Annotated in this window: 10 protein-coding genes; 9 read left to right on the top strand and 1 reads right to left on the bottom strand. The window is 73.8% G+C overall.

The window, feature by feature from the left end; all coding sequences use genetic code 11:
- Positions 1-950: 950 nt before the first annotated feature.
- The gene (locus OG802_RS27200; protein ID WP_329414549.1) at positions 951-1,346 is read right to left on the bottom strand and encodes a cell division protein SepF; all 396 of its coding nucleotides are present in this window, start codon (positions 1,344-1,346) and stop codon (positions 951-953) included.
- A 787-nt stretch (positions 1,347-2,133) separates the two neighbouring features.
- Between OG802_RS27200 and OG802_RS27195 the strand changes: the two genes are divergently transcribed.
- The 9 genes from OG802_RS27195 to OG802_RS27155 all read left to right on the top strand — a co-directional run bounded on the left by OG802_RS27195 (position 2,134) and on the right by OG802_RS27155 (position 17,152).
- Positions 2,134-2,490, top strand: a complete 357-nt coding sequence (locus OG802_RS27195; RefSeq protein WP_329414546.1) for a hypothetical protein — start codon at positions 2,134-2,136, stop codon at positions 2,488-2,490.
- 1,481 nt (positions 2,491-3,971) lie between these two features.
- Positions 3,972-5,450, top strand: a complete 1,479-nt coding sequence (locus OG802_RS27190) for a sugar transferase (protein ID WP_329414544.1) — start codon at positions 3,972-3,974, stop codon at positions 5,448-5,450.
- An 82-nt stretch (positions 5,451-5,532) separates the two neighbouring features.
- Positions 5,533-6,849 carry a nucleotide sugar dehydrogenase gene (locus OG802_RS27185; protein WP_329414542.1) on the top strand — a complete coding sequence of 439 codons (1,317 nt, stop codon included), beginning with the start codon at positions 5,533-5,535 and terminating at the stop codon, positions 6,847-6,849.
- Entirely contained in the window at positions 6,830-8,110 is a 1,281-nt protein-coding gene (locus OG802_RS27180) for a glycosyltransferase family 4 protein (RefSeq protein ID WP_329414540.1), read from the top strand. The genes OG802_RS27185 and OG802_RS27180 overlap by 20 nt, the downstream gene beginning before the upstream one ends.
- Positions 8,100-9,476: a Wzz/FepE/Etk N-terminal domain-containing protein gene (locus OG802_RS27175; RefSeq protein WP_329414539.1), complete on the top strand. Its 1,377-nt coding sequence runs from the start codon at positions 8,100-8,102 to the stop codon at positions 9,474-9,476. The genes OG802_RS27180 and OG802_RS27175 overlap by 11 nt, the downstream gene beginning before the upstream one ends.
- Positions 9,473-11,026: a Wzz/FepE/Etk N-terminal domain-containing protein gene (locus OG802_RS27170; protein WP_329414538.1), complete on the top strand. Its 1,554-nt coding sequence runs from the start codon at positions 9,473-9,475 to the stop codon at positions 11,024-11,026. Before OG802_RS27175 ends, OG802_RS27170 begins: the two co-directional genes overlap by 4 nt.
- Positions 11,027-11,029: 3 nt before the next feature.
- The gene (gene asnB / locus OG802_RS27165) at positions 11,030-12,955 is read left to right on the top strand and encodes an asparagine synthase (glutamine-hydrolyzing) (RefSeq protein ID WP_329414536.1); all 1,926 of its coding nucleotides are present in this window, start codon (positions 11,030-11,032) and stop codon (positions 12,953-12,955) included.
- A 25-nt stretch (positions 12,956-12,980) separates the two neighbouring features.
- Positions 12,981-15,173, top strand: coding sequence for a bi-domain-containing oxidoreductase (locus tag OG802_RS27160; RefSeq protein WP_329414534.1), 2,193 nt, complete (start codon positions 12,981-12,983; stop codon positions 15,171-15,173).
- Positions 15,170-17,152, top strand: coding sequence for an alginate lyase family protein (locus OG802_RS27155; protein ID WP_329414531.1), 1,983 nt, complete (start codon positions 15,170-15,172; stop codon positions 17,150-17,152). The genes OG802_RS27160 and OG802_RS27155 overlap by 4 nt, the downstream gene beginning before the upstream one ends.
- Positions 17,153-17,175 lie beyond the last annotated feature (23 nt).

Raw genomic sequence — 17,175 nt, 5'->3', positions numbered from 1 at the left:
GCGCCGCACGAGGCGCAGCGCACCGGGGAGGACGGCGCCCCACCGGTCGCCGTCGTGCCGAGGGGACCCGCGGACGGACGGCCGGGCCGGTCCTCCGGCGGCGACGCCTGAGCGGGCACGGTGGGAGCGGAGTGCACGGGCGCACGACGACCGTCGGACGCGGACGAGCGGGACGGAGAAACGGCGGAGGACGCCGGGGCGGAAACCGCAGGGACCGCAGGGCCCGCGGGAGTCGCGGGAGTTGGTGGAGCCGCGGGGGCGTCGGAGGGGAACGGAAGGAGCGGGGCCGAGGGAGTCGAGGGCGCGGGGGTCGGCGGCGACGTGGAAGGAGCAGCCTGCGACGGAGTGGAGGGAGCGGTCTGCGACGGAGTGGAGGAGGGGGGCGAGGGCATATGCGGACGGTAGGACTCCGCCGCCGGGCGAACCGTTCCGCCCGGACAAGCTTCCTACGATCGGGGGATCACGCGAGCCGCGCCGACCCCCACACGGCAGCGGCGCGACGACGCGTGAGTCCGACGACGATGCACGGTGCCGACGGCGCGCCGTCCGCCGGGCGACCGGACCGCCGGGCCCCTCCGGTCGGCCCGCGGAGTCGCCGGACCTTCTGATCGCCGGACCCCGGACCGCCACATCGCCGGACCTCAACGCGACCGGACCGCCGGGCCCCTCCGGTCGGCCCGCGGAGTCGCCGGACCTCCTGATCGCCGGACCCCGGACCGCCACATCGCCGGACCTCAACGCGACCGGACCGCCGGACCCCGGACCGCCGAATCGCCGGACCTCATCGCAACTGGACCGCCGGGCCCCTGCCCCCGAAGTCGCCGGGCGTCCGCGCGGGCGGACCGCAGAGCCGCCGCGCGGCCGCGTCGCCCGCGGCAGGGCACGCGGCGCGGCGCGGTGGTCCGGCGGCGCGGCGGACGGTCCGCCGAGGGCGGTGGGTCGTCCGCGGCTCAGATGCCCGGTGCTCCGGCCCCCTCCATGAGTCCGCTCACCTCGGTGCCCGGCGGGGTGAGGAGGAAGACGTTGCGGTCGACCCGGTGCATACCGCTGGCCAGGCCGAACACCACCCCGGTGGAGAAGTCCAGGACGCGTTTGGCGGTGTCGGTCTCGGCTCCCGTCAGGTCGAGCAGCACGGGTATGCCCGACATCAGCGTCTCGGCGACCTCGCGGGCGTCCGCGAAGACGTTGACCCGCAACACGACGAAGCGCCGCCTGGTCTCCGTCTCGGCGTCCGGGAGCGAGCGGTGGTCCACCGCCGACGGCCACGCGTCCCGCCCGCGCAACGGAACGACCTGAGCGAGCCCTTCCCACTGTTCATCGGTGACGTCGTAACGGTTCACCGGCACCCCCCGGACTGACTCGCCTTCAATGCATGCACCAGTCATTCTTACGCCAAGTCACCCGTTCGGCCCAACAGCGACACGGTCCGCCACAGGACGGGACGTCGGCCGCCGGTCCGGGATGCCAGCGTGCCGGGCCCGCCGCACGGTCGAGGGGCCCCGGCGTCGTGCTGACACCGGGGCCCCGAAGGAGCTGTTACACCATCTGCCGGCCTTGCTCACGCACCGGCCTGTTGTGTCCGCGGGCCCGACCGAGACGCTGTCGGGGGCGCGGGGATCGCTGCTGTTGCCTGACCGGAGACCACCTCACTGTCGATGTCCTGCGGTACCCGGGCCGACACTGCCGCCCGGGCGATCCTGATGGCGCTGACGTCCTCCGCTCTTCCCTCTGAACCGATCACTTGCCTGTACCGCTGTCGGCGGCCCCTGATCACCGCGGGCCGCCCGGTGCGGTCGTCAGTCCCGTCGCCGTCCTGCGAGAACCCTGGCTTCGGAACTCCACCACCGCACCGCCTTGCTGACTACCGAACGCAGGTACTGCCTCCCCGGCGCTTCGTCACTGCCGGGCCCTGCTCGATCTCTCGGCTACGAGTGAAACCATAACCACCGCCCTGCACAATGTCTACTACGACGGCTACAGATTTCCGCGCGCTGGAGGATGAGGTAAACCGTCGCGGCCGGCTCCTCCGCGTCCCGGGCCGACGGCCCCCTCGACGGCCCCTTCGACGACCCCTGCGCCCCGGCGGGGGCCACCGGCCGACCGCGCGGACGCACGGTGAATACAATCTGTCCCGTGTCGAAGCCTGACGAACTGCTGGTCGCCGTCGCCGCCCTGGTGGAGTCCGAGCAGAGCAACCAGATGTCCCTGACCGTGGTCACCGGTGGCGCTGTCATCACCGGTCGCTTGGCTCCCGAGGCGGTGTGGAGACAGCGGGTGTCCGAAGTGCTGACGGATTCGGCCCGCCTGGGCGAGTTCTCCGCCGTCTTCGCCCCTCCCGGACCGAAGGGGCCGCCGACGCATCTGCACTTCCACGTCGCCCGGATCCTCCAGGGCACGGTGGGGATTCCGGAGACGGGCGGCATGTACCGCGTCGCGATCGAGGACGTGAGCGCCTGGACGGTGGGCGACTTCAGCTACTCCGACCGCTGAACGGCCGTCGGCCGCGCCCGCGACGCGGCCGACACCCTCCCCGCGGCCCGGCACGGCGCGGCCCGGCGCGGCGCGGCCCGGCACGGCGCGGTTCGGCGTCCGTCGCGGCGGGCTCCGACAGGCGCGCGCGGGCCGGACCCGCACCGCCGTCGGTCACGGCGTCGGGCCGCGCCGCCCATGACCAGCGCCCACGACGGGCGCCCACAGGCCGGACGCCGACCCCACCGAGGACCGTCCCCTGCGGCGCGCCCGACGCCCCTCGGCCACGGTCCCGCCGACGACCGCCGTCTCGCCGTCTCGCCGTCTCGCCGTCTCGCCGTCTCGCCGACAGTCGCCGGTCGCCGGTCGCCATGCAGGTCGGCGGACGTCAGCCGCCGCGTCACCGCCAACGGGTGGCGGCGCGCCACCGTCGAGCGTGCGCGGGTCTGTTGGCGCTCGCGCCCCTCGTCTCGCCGACGTGCGGACGCTCGGCACCGGGGCGTCCGCGCGACCCCCGGGAAGAAACGTCCGCGCCCGCCCGTCGCCTTGCGTCTCGTCTGCCTGGCGCCTCCTTCCGCTCCTTTCCCCTCCCTCCCGCCTTCTTCCCACCCTCTTTCCGCCGGTCACAGGCTTGGGCCGGCCAAAGAGACGATCTTGAATTCGGGCTCGTCGAGGCGACGTCCACAGCGTTATGGAATATGACGCATACATATCCAGAAATGGCGTCCGCGCGCGAAATGGCCGCGCATTCCACGGGGTGAATCCGCGGATCAGACCGCATTCGGCGGCTTTTCGGCCAGGATCACGATGCGTTCGGGCCAGGTTCCCAACGCGGCGTCGCGGCAGGCGTCTTGGGCCGGACGATGCCCGGCGGCACCGGGCCGCACCGGGCGGTGGACGCGGTCGCGCGTGACCGCGTGGGGCCGTCGCACCGGGGCCCGGCGGACTGCTGGAACGCGTGGTGACGACGAGGTGGCCACATGCGGTCACCGACGATGGATCAAGAATCAAAGCTTAAGCACAAATTACACACATCCTCTCTTCATACTGGCCGCGATGGTCTAGATTGACCTTGCTTCAGCCGTTCGGACATGAGGCGACGCGTAAATGATCAATAGGTCCGGCACCGGGGAAAGCCCTTAGTCGCTTTTCCGGCGTCAGACACCAGGGGGAGTCACTTCACGGGACCCGAGGCGGCCTTGAGTGCGGGGAGCACGCGAGGCCGTGAAGGGGTTCCGCGCATCTCGGGACTCGGACGGCACAGGCATGCCCGTTGCCGTGGGAGGGGCTTGCCCGAGTGGCTCCGCACCGGCCGGTATCCGGTTTGTCGTGCACGGGAGGCGGGGGCCTCCCGGGGGAGGGACAGCGCGGCGCGGGAGGCGGGGGCCTCCCGCGGAGCGACAGTGCGGGAGGCGGGGGCCTCCCGAGGGGAGGCACAGTGCGGGAGGCGGGGGCCTCCCGGCGGCGAACACGTCGACATCACTGGGAACCTGGGGGGTTCTGTGCGGCAAGGGGAATTGGTCAGCCCGTTTCCGGCGCGCGGCGGTCGTCTGGCGGACGGGGCGGTCAGCCGGCCCGCGAGCGACTGGGAGCAGCGGTACCGCCGTACCGTGATCACCAGCGACACCGTGACCACCGCGTTCGTGGTGGCGGGGATAGGCAACTTCTTCGGGGCCCGCGACGCGGCCAACTGGCACGAGAAGTGGGGGATTCTCGCGTTCGGCACCGAACTGCTGGTGCTGGGGTCGCTCGCGGTGAGCCGGGCCTGGACCCCGGCCGTGCTGGGCCAGGGCGCGGAGGAGTTCCGCCGGCTGGGGCGCTCGCTGTTCGCGGCGACCGTCGTCCTGGCGCTCGGCGGGATCGCCCTCACCTCGCGCAACATCAAGCTCTGGATCTTCGTCGCGATCCCGGCGATCGCGCTCGTCACCATGACGGCCAGGTACGTGCTGCGTCTCGGGCTGCACAAGCAGCGCAAGGAGGGGCGGTGCCTGCGGCCGGTGCTCGCCGCCGGCAGCCCGGACACCGTCCGCGATCTGATCACCCGTACCCGCAAGTTCCCGCACCTCGGGTGGCGGGTGGACGCGGTGTGCACGACGGACGGCGGTGTACTCGACGGCGACCTGCTGGACGGGGTGCCGGTCGTCGGCCGGCTCACGGACGTCGCCAAGCACGTGCACGCCGACGGCTACCGCGTCGTCGCGGTCACCCCGGACCCGCACTGGTCGCCGCACCGGTTGCAGCGGCTGGCCTGGAACCTGGAGGGCAGCGACGCCGAGATGGTCGTGGCGCCCGTGCTGATGGAGGTGGCCGGCCCGCGGCTGCATATCGACGCGGTGCTCGGCATCCCGCTCCTGCGGGTCAGCATGCCGACGTTCACCGGGGGCCGCCGGGCGGTCAAGGGCGTTGTCGACCGGCTGGGCGCCGCGGTCCTGCTCGTCGTGTTCGCTCCGCTGATGGCGTTCGTCGCGCTGCTCGTGCTGCTGGACAGCCGCGGCGGGGTCTTCTACCGGCAGCGCAGAGTCGGCAAGGACGGCGGCGAGTTCACCATTCTCAAGTTCCGCACCATGGTCGCCGACGCGGACCGGGCGCGGGACCGGCTGGCCGCCCTCAACGAGGGGGCCGGCCCGCTGTTCAAGCTGCGCCGCGATCCCCGGGTGACCCGGGTGGGAGCGGTGCTGCGCCGGTACTCCGTCGACGAGCTGCCGCAACTGTTCAACGTGCTCACGGGATCGATGTCGCTGGTCGGTCCGCGGCCCCCGCTGCCGGAGGAGTCCGCCTCGTACGGCCCGGACATCCGGCGGCGGTTGCTGGTCAAGCCGGGGCTCACCGGGCTGTGGCAGATCAGCGGGCGCAGCGACCTGTCGTGGGAGGAGGCGGTCCGGCTGGACCTGCGGTACGTGGAGGACTGGTCGCTCGCTCTGGACACGGTGATCTTGTGGAAGACGCTGCGTGCGGTGCTCTACGGGCAGGGGGCCTACTGATGGGCCGGAAGCGGCAACTCGACGTTTCCGCCGGTGCGCGGACGGCAGGCCCGAGCGGGTCTGCCCGGGGGAGGAACGGGTCATGAGGGTCAGCGTTTTCGGGCTCGGCTACGTGGGCTGCGTGTCGGCCGCGTGCCTGGCCGGCATGGGGCACGAGGTCGTCGGCGTCGACGTGAACCAGGTGAAGGTCGACCTGGTCAACGACGGCAAGGCTCCGGTGGTCGAGGAGCGGATCGGCGAGCTGATCGCCGAGGTCGTGGGCGCCGGAGCGCTGCGCGCCACCGCCGACGTCCGCGAGGCGATCATGAACAGCGAGATCTCGCTGGTCTGCGTGGGCACGCCGTCGGAGCCCAACGGCAGCCTGTGCACGACGTATCTGGAGCGGGTCACCGAGGAGATCGGCGCGGCCCTGGCCGAGCGCGGCGGCCGGCACACCGTGGTGTTCCGCAGCACCATGCTTCCGGGCACCTGCCTGAACCTGCTGGTGCCGATCCTGGAGAAGTACGTCGGCGGCACGGCCGGGGTGGACGTCGGGGTCGCGGTCAACCCGGAGTTCCTGCGCGAGGGCACGAGCGTGCGGGACTTCTTCGACCCGCCGAAGACGGTCGTCGGCGAGCTGGACCCGGCGAGCGGCGACGCGGTGCTCGCGCTGTACGAGGGGCTGCCCGGCGAGGTGTTCCGGGTGCCGGTGCCGACCGCCGAGGCCATCAAGTACGCGGACAACGCCTTCCACGGTCTAAAGATCGGCTTCGCGAACGAGCTGGGCGCGGTGTGCCAGGCGCTCGGGGTGGACTCACATCAGGTGATGGACGTCTTCCTCGCCGACCGCAAGCTGAACATCAGTGCCGCCTATCTGCGGCCCGGCTTCGCCTTCGGCGGCTCCTGCCTGCCCAAGGACCTGCGCAGCCTGGTCCACGCCGCGCAGCGGGCCGACGTGTCGGTGCCGATCCTGTCCCATGTGCTGCCCTCCAACTCCGACCATCTCCAGCGCGCGGTGGAGCTGGTCGAGCGGACCGGGAAACGGCGGGCGGGCCTGTTCGGGCTGTCCTTCAAGCCCGGCACCGACGACCTCCGCGAGAGTCCGCTGGTCGAGCTGGCGGAGCGGCTCTTCGGCAAGGGGTACGACCTGAAGATCTACGACGCGAACGTGAGCATGTCCCGGCTGCTCGGCGCGAACCGCGAGTACATCGAGACGCGGCTGCCGCATCTCGCGCAACTGCTCGCGGACTCCGTCGAGGAGGTGCTCGACCATGCCGAGGTGTGCCTGGTCGGGACGAAGGATCCGGCCGTGCTGTCGGCGCTGCCGCACGGCGACGCCCCGGTGATCATCGATCTCGTCCACCTTCCCGACGCCGACGCGCGCCGGGCCGAACAGGGGTATGTGGGCCTTGCCTGGTGACGCGGGAAGCGGCGGCCGGCCGGGCCGGCGCGCGCTGATTCTGGTGGAGAACCTGTCGGTGCCGTTCGACCGGCGGGTGTGGCAGGAGTGCACGACGCTGCGCGACGCGGGCTGGACGGTGCACGTCATCTGTCCGCAGGGCGGCAAGCGGGACACGGAGCCGGAGGCCGTGATCGACGGGGTGCGGATCCACCGCTACCCGCTGCGCGCGGCCACCGGGGGTCCGGCCGGCTATCTGCGGGAGTACGGGACGGCGTTGTGGCACACGGTCCGGCTGGCCCGCAAGGTCGGACCCGTGGACGTGGTGCACGCCTGCAACCCGCCCGACCTGCTGTTCCTGCCCGCCCTGTGGCTCAAGCGGCGCGGGGCGCGGTTCGTCTTCGACCAGCACGACCTGGTGCCCGAGCTGTACCTGTCCCGGTTCGGCCGCGGCAAGGACCTGCTCTACCGCGCCGTGTGCGCGCTGGAGCGGCGCACCTACCGGGCCGCGGACGTGGTGATCGCCACCAACGAGAGCTACCGGGACGTCGCGGTGCGCCGCGGCGGCAAGCGTCCCGCGGACGTCTTCGTGGTGCGCAGCGCGCCCGACGTCGACCGCTTCCACCCCGTGCCGCCCGAGCCGGAGCTGAAGCGGGGCAAGCCTCATCTGCTGTGCTATCTCGGCGTGATGGGCCCGCAGGACGGGGTCGACTACGCACTGCGGGCCCTGGCGAAGCTGCGCGACGAGGTCGGGCGCAGCGACTGGCACGCGGTGTTCGTCGGCGGCGGCGACACCTTCGACGCGATGGTGGAACTGGCCGGTCGGCTCGGGCTGTCGGAGCAGGTGCAGTTCACCGGGCGCATCCCGGACGCCGACCTGGTGCGCTACCTGTCCACCGCGGACGTGTGCCTCTCCCCCGACCCGCACAACCCGCTCAACGACGTCTCCACCATGAACAAGGTCCTGGAGTACATGGTGATGGGCCGGCCGATGGTCTCGTTCGAGCTGCGGGAGGCGCGCGTCTCCGCGGGCGAGGCCGCGCTGTACGCGCCGGCCGACGACGAGAGCGAGTTCGCCCGGCTGGTCTCCGTGCTGCTGGACGATCCGGAGAAGCGGGCCCTGATGGGCAAGACCGGTCAGGAGCGGATCGGCGGCGCGCTGTCGTGGCGGAACTCCCAGCGCGCGCTGCTGGCCGCCTACGCCGCAGCCGTCCGCGACCGGTCCGCGGGGGCGGCCCGGGACCCGGACCCGGCAGGGGAAGGCCGCACCATTGAGCGATGACACGATACGTCTGGTCACCATCGGGCGGATCGTCCGCCGGCGTCTGAGGCTGCTCGCCCTGGTCGCCCTGGTGGGCGCGCTCGCCGGATACGGCGTCTCCGCGCTGTTCCCGCCGCGCTACACGACGTCGGCGTCGGTGCTGCTCCCGGGCACGTGGGAGGAGCGCGAGCTGCTGACCCAGACCGAGGTGGCGACCAGTTCGGTGGTGGTCGACCGGGCGGCCGCCAAGCTCGGCTGGGCCGGGGTGAGCGGCAGCGACCTGCGGGACCGGGTGGGCGCCAAGGCCACCGACGGCAACATCATCAAGATCTCCGGCACGGCCGAGTCCCCGGAGCGTGCGCAGCGGCTCTCCGACCAGGTGGCCGGGGAGTTCGTCTCGTACGCCACCCGGATCGCGAAGGACACCGCCGATCCGGGGGCGGCGGAGGAGCTGGCCGCGCTCCAGAAGTCGGTGCGCGACACCAGCCGGCGCATCAGCGAGCTGGCCGACTCGACCGATCCCGGCGACACCGTGGAGAGCGTGCAGACCCGCACCGAGCTGGAGAAGCTGCGCACCGCGCTGCGGGAGGCCATCACCACCATCAAGCAGGCCGACCCGGCCGACGACGAGGCGAAGAACATGGTCGTCATGGGGGCGGCGGCCCGGCCGGCGGGCGAGGCGCCCCCGACGAGGACGCAGCTCGTCGCGGGCGGGGCGCTGCTGTTCTTCCTGGTCGCGGTGCTCGGCCATCTCACCGCCGCGCGGATGAGCCGCCGGCTGCGCGGCGAGGCGGAGATCACCGCGGCGCTGGGCTCGGCGCTGCTGGGCACGGTCGACGTCCCCGTCGAGCGGGGCGCGCTCCGGACGCCGGGCCGTGGTCCGGCGGTGCTGCTGCGCAGGCTGCTGGGCACGGACGTCCGGTGGGACATCCCGGCTCCGCAGACGTCCGGCGACGAGGCCAGCCGGCGGATCCGCTACCGGCGGGTGTGCTCGCGCCTGCGGGAGCGGTTGCCGGCCCCGCAGCGGCTGCTGGCCGTCTTCCCCGACGGTGACGAGATCGCGCGCCGGGCCGCCGGGCAGCTCGTCGCGGAGGCCGGGAAGGACCCGGGGCTGCGCGCGGTCGCGGTCCCGGTGTCCCGGCCGATGGTGCCGGACCGCGGCCATGAGGCCGGGGCCCTCGTCGTGGTGAGCGCCGGCCACTGGACGGCGGCGGAACTCGCCGGCCTCGCCGAGGCGTGTGCGGACGCCAAGCACGCCGTCGTCGGGGTCGTCCTGGCCGGTCCGGTGCGCGCGGTGCGGCCGGCCGGCCGCTCGCGGGGGGCCGCCGCGCCTGCGCTGGAGAGCCTCGACGGCGAACGGGACGAAGCGACGGGAGTCACAGGGTGACGACGAGTACGACCGCGCAGTCGTCGGCCGCCACGCCGCTGCTGGATCTGCAGGTGCTGGTGGCGGCGGTGCGCAGACGGCGCCGTCTGTGGTCGTCGCTCGCGCTGCTGGGGCTGCTCGCCGGCGCGGCGGCGGGTCTGCTGATGCCGCGGCCGCCGACCGCGGTGACCAAGATCCTGGTCGCGCACGAGGAGGACCAGCCGAACGACCCCGGCACGCTGATCCGCACCGACGTGGCCCTGTTGCAGACCACGCGGATCGCCGGGCAGGCACTGAAGGCCCTCAAGTCCCCGGAGAAGGCAGAGGACTTCATGCGGGACTACAGCGGGACGGGGCTGACCAACAACGTGCTGCAGATCACCGTGACCGGCGACAGCGACGCGGAAGCGGTGGCCCGTGCCCAGGCGTTGGCCGACGCGTTCGTCGCGGACCACGTGCAGCGGATCCGGGAGTCCTCGAAGGCCGAGTCGAAGGCCCTGCTCGACCAGCGCGACCAGCTGAAGGCACAACTGGCCCAGGTCAACAAGGCGATCGGGGACGGAACGGGGCAGAGCGGGCCGGAGTCGTCGGCGGACCTGGAGTCCCTGTACGCCCGCCGGGCCGAACTCACCTCGCAGATCACCGACTTCAGCCAGCGCGCCGGGGAGGCCGGCATCGGCGCCCCGCGGCTCGTCGTCGGCACGCAGATCGTGGACGCCCCGTTCGCGGTGCACACCTCGCTGCCCAGGACCGCCGCCGCGGACGCCGCGATCGGGCTGTTCCTCGGGCTCTTCCTCGGGCTCGCGGCGGCCGCGGTCGGCGCGGTCGTGGCGGACCGCCCGGTACTGCGCCGGGACATCGCCGCGAACCTGGGCGCCTCGGTGATCGCCGAGCTGCCCCACCGGCTGGGCGGGCGGTGGCGGCGCCGCCGGGCCGGGGCGGCGCGCGAACGGCTCGTCACGTCCCTGACCCGCATCGTGCGCGGCTCCGCGGAGCCCGTGTCGCTGCTGGAACTGGGCTGTGCGCGCGAGACGGGCGTGATCGCGCTCGCTCTCGCCGGGGCGCTGGCGGCGGACGGGCCGGTGACCGTCGTCGACGGGCTGCCCGGCCCGCAGCTCTCCGGCCGCCGCCCGAAGCCGGGCGACCCGGCGGTGGTCGGCGGCGAGCGGGCCGCGGCCCTGCCGCCCGAGGAACGCCGGCTGGGCGTGGGCTCCGTGACGCCGGGCACGGCGTGGACCGACCTGCGCCACCTCGGCACGCGGACCGTGCTCGTCGTGCGGGCCGGGCACGGCAGCGCCGCGTGGCTGCACACCGTGGCACGGCAGCTCGCGGACCAGCGCGTCGCGGTGGCCGGGGTGGTGCTGATCGACCCCGACCCGCGGGACCGGACCGACGGCACGCTGTGGAACGGGCCGCACACCGCGCTGCGCGGCCACGGCGAGCGGCCGACACGGCAGAGCGGCGGGGGTGTCTCCCCCGCCGTCCAGGCGGTGGGCGAGGGACGGCGGGGGACGGAGCGGTCGCCGACGTGGGCGGCCCGGGTCCCGGACAGCGACCAGGAGGCGCGGTAGCACATGTGTGGCATCGCAGGCACATACCGGTGGCCGGACGGGAAGGCCGTGACGGACCGGCTCACCGAGACCCTCGCCCACCGAGGCCCGGACGGGGCGGGCCGTTACGGCCACTCCCTCGGCGACGGCGAGGTGCAGCTCGGGCACCGACGGCTGGCCATCGTCGACCTGTCCGCGACGGGCGCCCAGCCGATGGTCTCGGACGGCCTCGTCCTGACGTACAACGGCGAGCTGTACAACGCGCCCGAGCTGCGCAAGGAGCTGGCGGCCGCCGGGGTGCGCTTCCGCGGCACCTCCGACACCGAGGTGCTGCTGGAGGCCTGGCGGCGCTGGGGCACGGACTGCCTCCCCCGGCTGCGCGGCATGTTCGCGTTCGGCGTCTTCGACGAGCGCACGGGCGAGCTGGTCCTCGTCCGCGACCAGCTCGGCATCAAGCCGCTTTTCCTGGTCCGGCGCGGCGAGGGGCTGGTGTTCGCGTCCGAGCTGAAGGCGCTGGCCGCCGTGACCGGCGGCTCGCTGGAGGTGGACCACGCGGCGCTGGTGGCGTCGCTGCTGTACTACTGGGTGCCCGACTCGCGGTGCGCGCTGCGCGAGGCGGAGAAGCTGCCGCCGGGGACCTGGCTGCGGTGCCGGCCCGACGGCCGGGTGGAGCGCGGCCGGTTCTGGAACCTGCGCGACGTCGCGGCCGAGGGCGCGGAGCGCGCCCGCGCCGGTGAGCGGCCGGACATCGCGGCCGTCGTCGAGGAGTCGACGCGGCGCCACCTGCTCTCCGACGTTCCCGTGGCGACGTTCCTGTCGGGCGGTCTCGACTCCAGCTATCTGACCGCGCTGGCGGCCCGCGACCGGCCCGGGATCTCCGCCTACACGATCGGGTTCCGCGCCGAGGACGCCCGCTTCGAGGCGATGCCGGACGACCTGCGCTACGCCCGGCAGGTGGCCGAGCGGTTCGGCGTCGACCTGCACGAGATCGAGATCGCCCCGGACGTCCTCGACCTGCTGCCGCGGATGACGTACCACCTGGACGAGCCGATCGGCGACCCGGCCGCGATCAACACGTTCCTGATCTGTTCGGCCGCCCGGGAGGCCGGGGTGAAGGTGATGCTGTCGGGGATGGGCGCCGACGAGCTGTTCGCCGGGTACCGCAAGCACCTGGCCAACCTGCTGGCGGTGCGCTACCGGCGCGTCCCGCGGCCGCTGCGGCGCGGCCTGTCCGCGGCGGTGGACCGGCTGCCGGTCGCCTCGGCCCGCCGCGGGTACCGGTCGGTGCGCTTCGCCAAGCGGTTCCTGTCCTTCGCCGACCTGCCGGAGGAGGCGGCGTTCCGGCGCAGCTACACCATGTACGACCGGGACGAGCTGATCGGCCTGATCGACCCGGACCTGGCCGGGACGGTCGACGACGTGCTCACCGAGCACGCGGACGTCTACCTCGACAACGAACTGGACGACTTCGTCAACCGCATGTGCCTGGGCGACTCCCGGATGTTCCTGCCGGGCCTGAACCTCGCCTACACCGACCGGTCGAGCATGGCCGCGTCGACGGAGGTGCGGGTGCCGTACGTGGACGTCGACGTGGTGCGGGCGGCGTTCGCGGTGCCCGGCGACCGCAAGATCGCCGGGCGGCAGGGCAAGGCGGTCCTGAAGGAGGCGGCCTGCTCGATCCTGCCGCGGGAGATCGTGTACCGGCCCAAGGGCCTGTTCAGCGCCCCGCTGCGGGCCTGGATGAGCCGTGATCTGGCGCCGCTGGTGCGGGAGGTCGTCAACGACGGCGTGCTCGTCCGCTCCGGGTTCCTGCGCCGTGAGGCGCTTCAGCGGCTCGTCGCCGAGGACGCCGCCGGACACCGGGACCACTCCAAGCATCTGTGGCATGTGCTGACCCTCGAGTACTGGTACCGCGGCGCGACCTCCGGGTCGGCCCGGACCGCACCCTGACGGCGTAGAGACAAGAGGACTTCGGGTGAAACAGGTTGTGCAGAACTACAAGAGCGGCGAGCTGGCCCTGCTCGACGTGCCCGAGCCGGGGTGCAAGCCGGGCGGTGTGCTGGTCCGGAGCGCCTTCTCGCTGATCTCGACGGGCACCGAGCTGATGAAGGTGTCCGAGGCGGGCATGTCGATGGTGGGCAAGGCCCGCTCCCGGCCCGACCAGGTGGCCAAGGTCGTGCAGAGCGTCGCCGCCAACGGGGTGCCCGCCACCTACCGCAAGGTGATGGGCAAGCTGGACTCCTACACGCCGCTGGGCTACTCGCTGTGCGGGGTGGTCGAGCAGGTCGGCGCCGGCGTCGACGACGTGAAGGCCGGCGACCTGGTGGCCTGCGCCGGCAACGAGCACGCGCTGCACGCCGAGCTGAACTGGGTGCCGAAGAACCTGTACGCCCCGGTGCCGGACGGGCTCGCGCCCCGGCACGCGGCGTTCGGCACCGTCGGGTCGATCGCGTTGCAGGGCGTGCGCCAGGGCGAGTCGCGGCTCGGCGAGGTGGCGCTGGTCGTCGGGCTCGGGCTGATCGGGCAGCTGGTGGTGCAGTTGCTGACGGCGTCCGGGGTGCGCGTCGTCGGAGCCGATCCCGACCCGGCGCGCTGCGAGCTGGCCGAGCGGCTGGGCGCGGCGGCGTGCGGCGATCCCGGCTCCGCGGCCGTGGAGGGGGCGGTCGCCGAACTCACCGGCGGGCACGGCGTGGACCAGGTGTACCTGGCGGCGGGCGGCGGCAGCAACCAGCCCGTCGAGCTGGCCGCCCGGCTGAGCCGGGACCGCGGCCGGGTCGTCGACATCGGCAAGTGCCGGCTGGACCTGCCGTGGAACGCGTACTACGAGAAGGAGCTGGACGTACGGTTCTCCCGCAGCTACGGCCCCGGGCGCTACGACCCGGCGTACGAGCTGGAGGGGCGGGACTACCCGATCGGCTATGTGCGCTGGACCGAGCGCCGCAACCTGGCGTGCTTCCTCGACCTGGCCGCCCGCGGCCGCGTCGACGTGGAGCCCCTGATCTCCCATGTGGCCGGCTTCGACGACGCCGTCGAGACGTACCGGAGCCTGAAGGACGGCGAACTCAAGGCCGTGGCCGTGCTGTTCGAGTACCCCGGGCGGCCGGGGGCGGCTGCCGGGGCGCGGGCCCCGGCGGTGACCGTGCCCGCGGTCGTGCGCCCCGGCGGCGCGCGGCCCGCCGCGGCCCGCGCCGTCAGGTCGCCGGTGCGGCTCGCGTTCGTCGGCGCGGGCAACTACGCGTCGTCGATGCTGCTGCCGCACCTGGCGCAGCGCGAGGGCGTGGAGCTGTCCACGGTCGTCACCACGACGGCGCTGTCCGCGGCCAACGCGCAGCGCAAGTTCGGCTTCGGGCGGGCGACCACCGACCTGGACGCCGTGCTCGGCGACGACGCGGTCGACGCCGTGTTCGTCGTGACCCGGCACAGCTCGCACGCCGAGCTGACCCGCAGGGCGCTGCTGGCCGGCAAGACGGTGTTCGTGGAGAAGCCGCTCGCGCTCGACGAGGACGAACTGGCCGGTGTGCTGGCGGCGGTGGAGGAGTCCGGCAACGACCGGATCCAGGTGGGCTTCAACCGCCGGTTCGCGCCCCTCCTCCAGGAGGCCGGGAAGCGGTTCGGCGTGCGGACCGGCCCGGCGAGCCTGCGCTACCTGGTCAACGCGGGCCGCCTGGACCACGGCAGCTGGTATCTGCGGCAGGGCACCGAGGGCTCGCGGTTCGCGGGCGAGGGCGGCCACTTCGTCGACACGGCGAGCTGGCTGCTGGGGGCCGATCCGGTGTCGGTGTACGCGGTCGCCACGCCCGGCGACGAGGACCTCCAGGTCGTGCTGCGCTACCCGGACGGCTCGACCGCCACGATCAGCTACGTCACCACCGGCGCGTCCGGCTTCCCCAAGGAGACGCTGGACCTCGTCGCGGACGGCAAGGTGCTGCGGCTCGACGATTTCGTCCGCGCGTCGGTCCACAGCCGCAAGCGGTGGGTCAGCTCGCGGCTGCCCAAGGCCCGCGACAAGGGTCAGTCGGCCGAACTCGCCGCGTTCGTGCGAGCGGTGCGGACCGGTGGCCCGATGCCGGTGCCGCTGGAGTCGCTGGTCGCCACCACGGCGGCCACCCTCGCCGTGCGGACGGCGCTGGCCGCCGGCGCGCCCGTGACGCTGGCGCGGCCGCGATGACGGTCGCCTCGGGAAGCCCCGGCTGGTACCTGCGCCGGCTGTCCCGGATGGGTCCGCGCGAGATCGGCGGCCGGGTGGGCGACACCGTGCGCAGGCGGCGGTGGCGGCGGTCCGCGCCGCCGGACGCGCCGGCCGTGAGCGGCGCACGGTTCACCGCGGTGCTGCCCGCGGGCGCGCTCGACGCGGTGGAGCCGGACGCCGTGAAACGCCTCGTCGCGGAGGCGGACCGGCTGATGTCCGGGCACGCCGTGTTCTTCGGGGTGCGGCGCGACGACATGGCCGACCCCGACTGGTGCCACGACCCGAAGACCGGGCGCCGCGCCCCCTGGGGCTACGCCTTCGACGTGCCGTACCGCGACGAGGACGCCGTCGGCGACGTCAAGCAGATCTGGGAGCCGTCGCGCCACCAGTACCTCACCGTCCTCGCCGCCGCCTACGCGCTCACCGGCGACGAGCGGTACGCGGAGCGGGTGGCCGCGCACCTGCGGTCCTGGTGGGCGGCCAACACGCCGCTGCGCGGGGTGCACTGGACCAGCGGCATCGAGCTGGGCATCCGGCTGCTGTCCTGGGTGTGGATCCGCCGGCTGCTCGACGGCTGGCCGGGCGCGGCCGCCCTGTTCGAGCACAACCCGGCGGCGCTGAACCAGATCTGGCACCACCAGCGCTGGCTGGCCGCGTTCCCCAGCCGGGGTTCGTCGGCGAACAACCACGCCGTCGCCGAGGCCGCCGGGCAGTTCGCCGCGGCCTGCGCGTTCGGGTGGTTCCCGTCCTCGGCGCGCAGGCGGGCCGACGCCCTGCGCTCGCTGGAACGGCACCTGCGCGCCAACACGTTCGGCTCCGGCCTCAATCGCGAGCTGGCCACCGAGTACCACGGGCTGGTGCTGGAGCTGGGCCTGGCCGCGCTGGCCGAGGCCGACGCCGCGGGCGTCGCGGTGCCCTCGGCGGTGCGGCTGGTGCTGCTGCGGATGACCGACGCGCTCGCCGCCGTCGTGGACGACCGGCTGCGGCCGCCGCGCCAGGGGGACGCGGACGACGGGCACGGTCTGGTCGTGGACGGCCCCGGCACCGACCGCTGGGCCTCGCTGCTGGCCACCGGGGACGCCGTGTTCGGCCGGCTCGACTGGTGGCCCGCGGTGAGCGGCGCCGATGTGCGCACCCCGCTGCTGGCCGCCCTCGTCCGCCCGTACGCCAGGGGCGCGGCGGCGTCGGCGGTGCCGCGTCCGGCGAGCCGCCCGGCGCACTTCGCCGACGCCGGCCTGACGATCCTGCGCGGTCCGGACGGGATGTGGTGCCGCTGCGACGGCGGTCCGCACGGGTTCCTGTCGATCGCCGCGCACGCCCACGCGGACGCGCTGTCCGTGGAGGTCCGCCACGACGGGGTCGACGTGCTCGCCGACCCGGGGACGTTCTGCTACCACGGCCAGCCCGGGTGGCGGCGCTACTTCCGCTCGACGCTCGGCCACAACACCCTGGAGCTGGACGGCGCCGACCAGTCCGTGTCCGGCGGCCCGTTCCTGTGGACGCGGCAGGCCCGCAGCCGGGTCCTGGCCGTGGACACGTCCGGCGCGCCGGGCGGGGGGACGGTCCGCTGGGCCGCCGAACACGACGGCTACCGGCCCTCGGTGCACCGGCGGCGGGTGGAACTGGCGCCCGCGGGCCGGGAGCTGAGGGTGGTCGACGAGGTGCGCGGCGGCCCGCGCCGGGCCGTGCGCCTGGCGTTCCACCTCGGCCCGCGGATCACGGCCGAGCTGACCGGGAACCGCGCGCTGCTCACCTGGACGCGGGACGGCGAGGACCGCTCCGCGGTGCTCGACCTGCCCGGCGCGCTGTCCTGGACGGCGCACCGCGGGGAGAGCGAACCGCCGCTGGGCTGGTACTCCGCCGGGTTCGGGCGCAGAGAGCCCGCCACCACGCTGGTCGGCACGGGCTTCACCGACGGCACGGAGGGCTTCACCACCGTGCTCGGGTTCCAGGGTTAGGGAGGAGGGAGGACGCATGGGAA

It is taken from the genome of Streptomyces sp. NBC_00704 (assembly GCF_036226605.1).
Lineage (GTDB): Bacteria > Actinomycetota > Actinomycetes > Streptomycetales > Streptomycetaceae > Streptomyces.
This window is presented reverse-complemented; position numbering and strand designations above follow the sequence as displayed.

Coding starts and splice junctions, on each gene's coding strand:
- OG802_RS27180 (WP_329414540.1), top strand. CDS start 6,830: ATGTGGGCCTTGCCTGGTGACGCGGGAAGCGGCGGCCGGCCGGGCCGG.
- asnB (WP_329414536.1), top strand. CDS start 11,030: ATGTGTGGCATCGCAGGCACATACCGGTGGCCGGACGGGAAGGCCGTG.
- OG802_RS27155 (WP_329414531.1), top strand. CDS start 15,170: ATGACGGTCGCCTCGGGAAGCCCCGGCTGGTACCTGCGCCGGCTGTCC.
- OG802_RS27185 (WP_329414542.1), top strand. CDS start 5,533: ATGAGGGTCAGCGTTTTCGGGCTCGGCTACGTGGGCTGCGTGTCGGCC.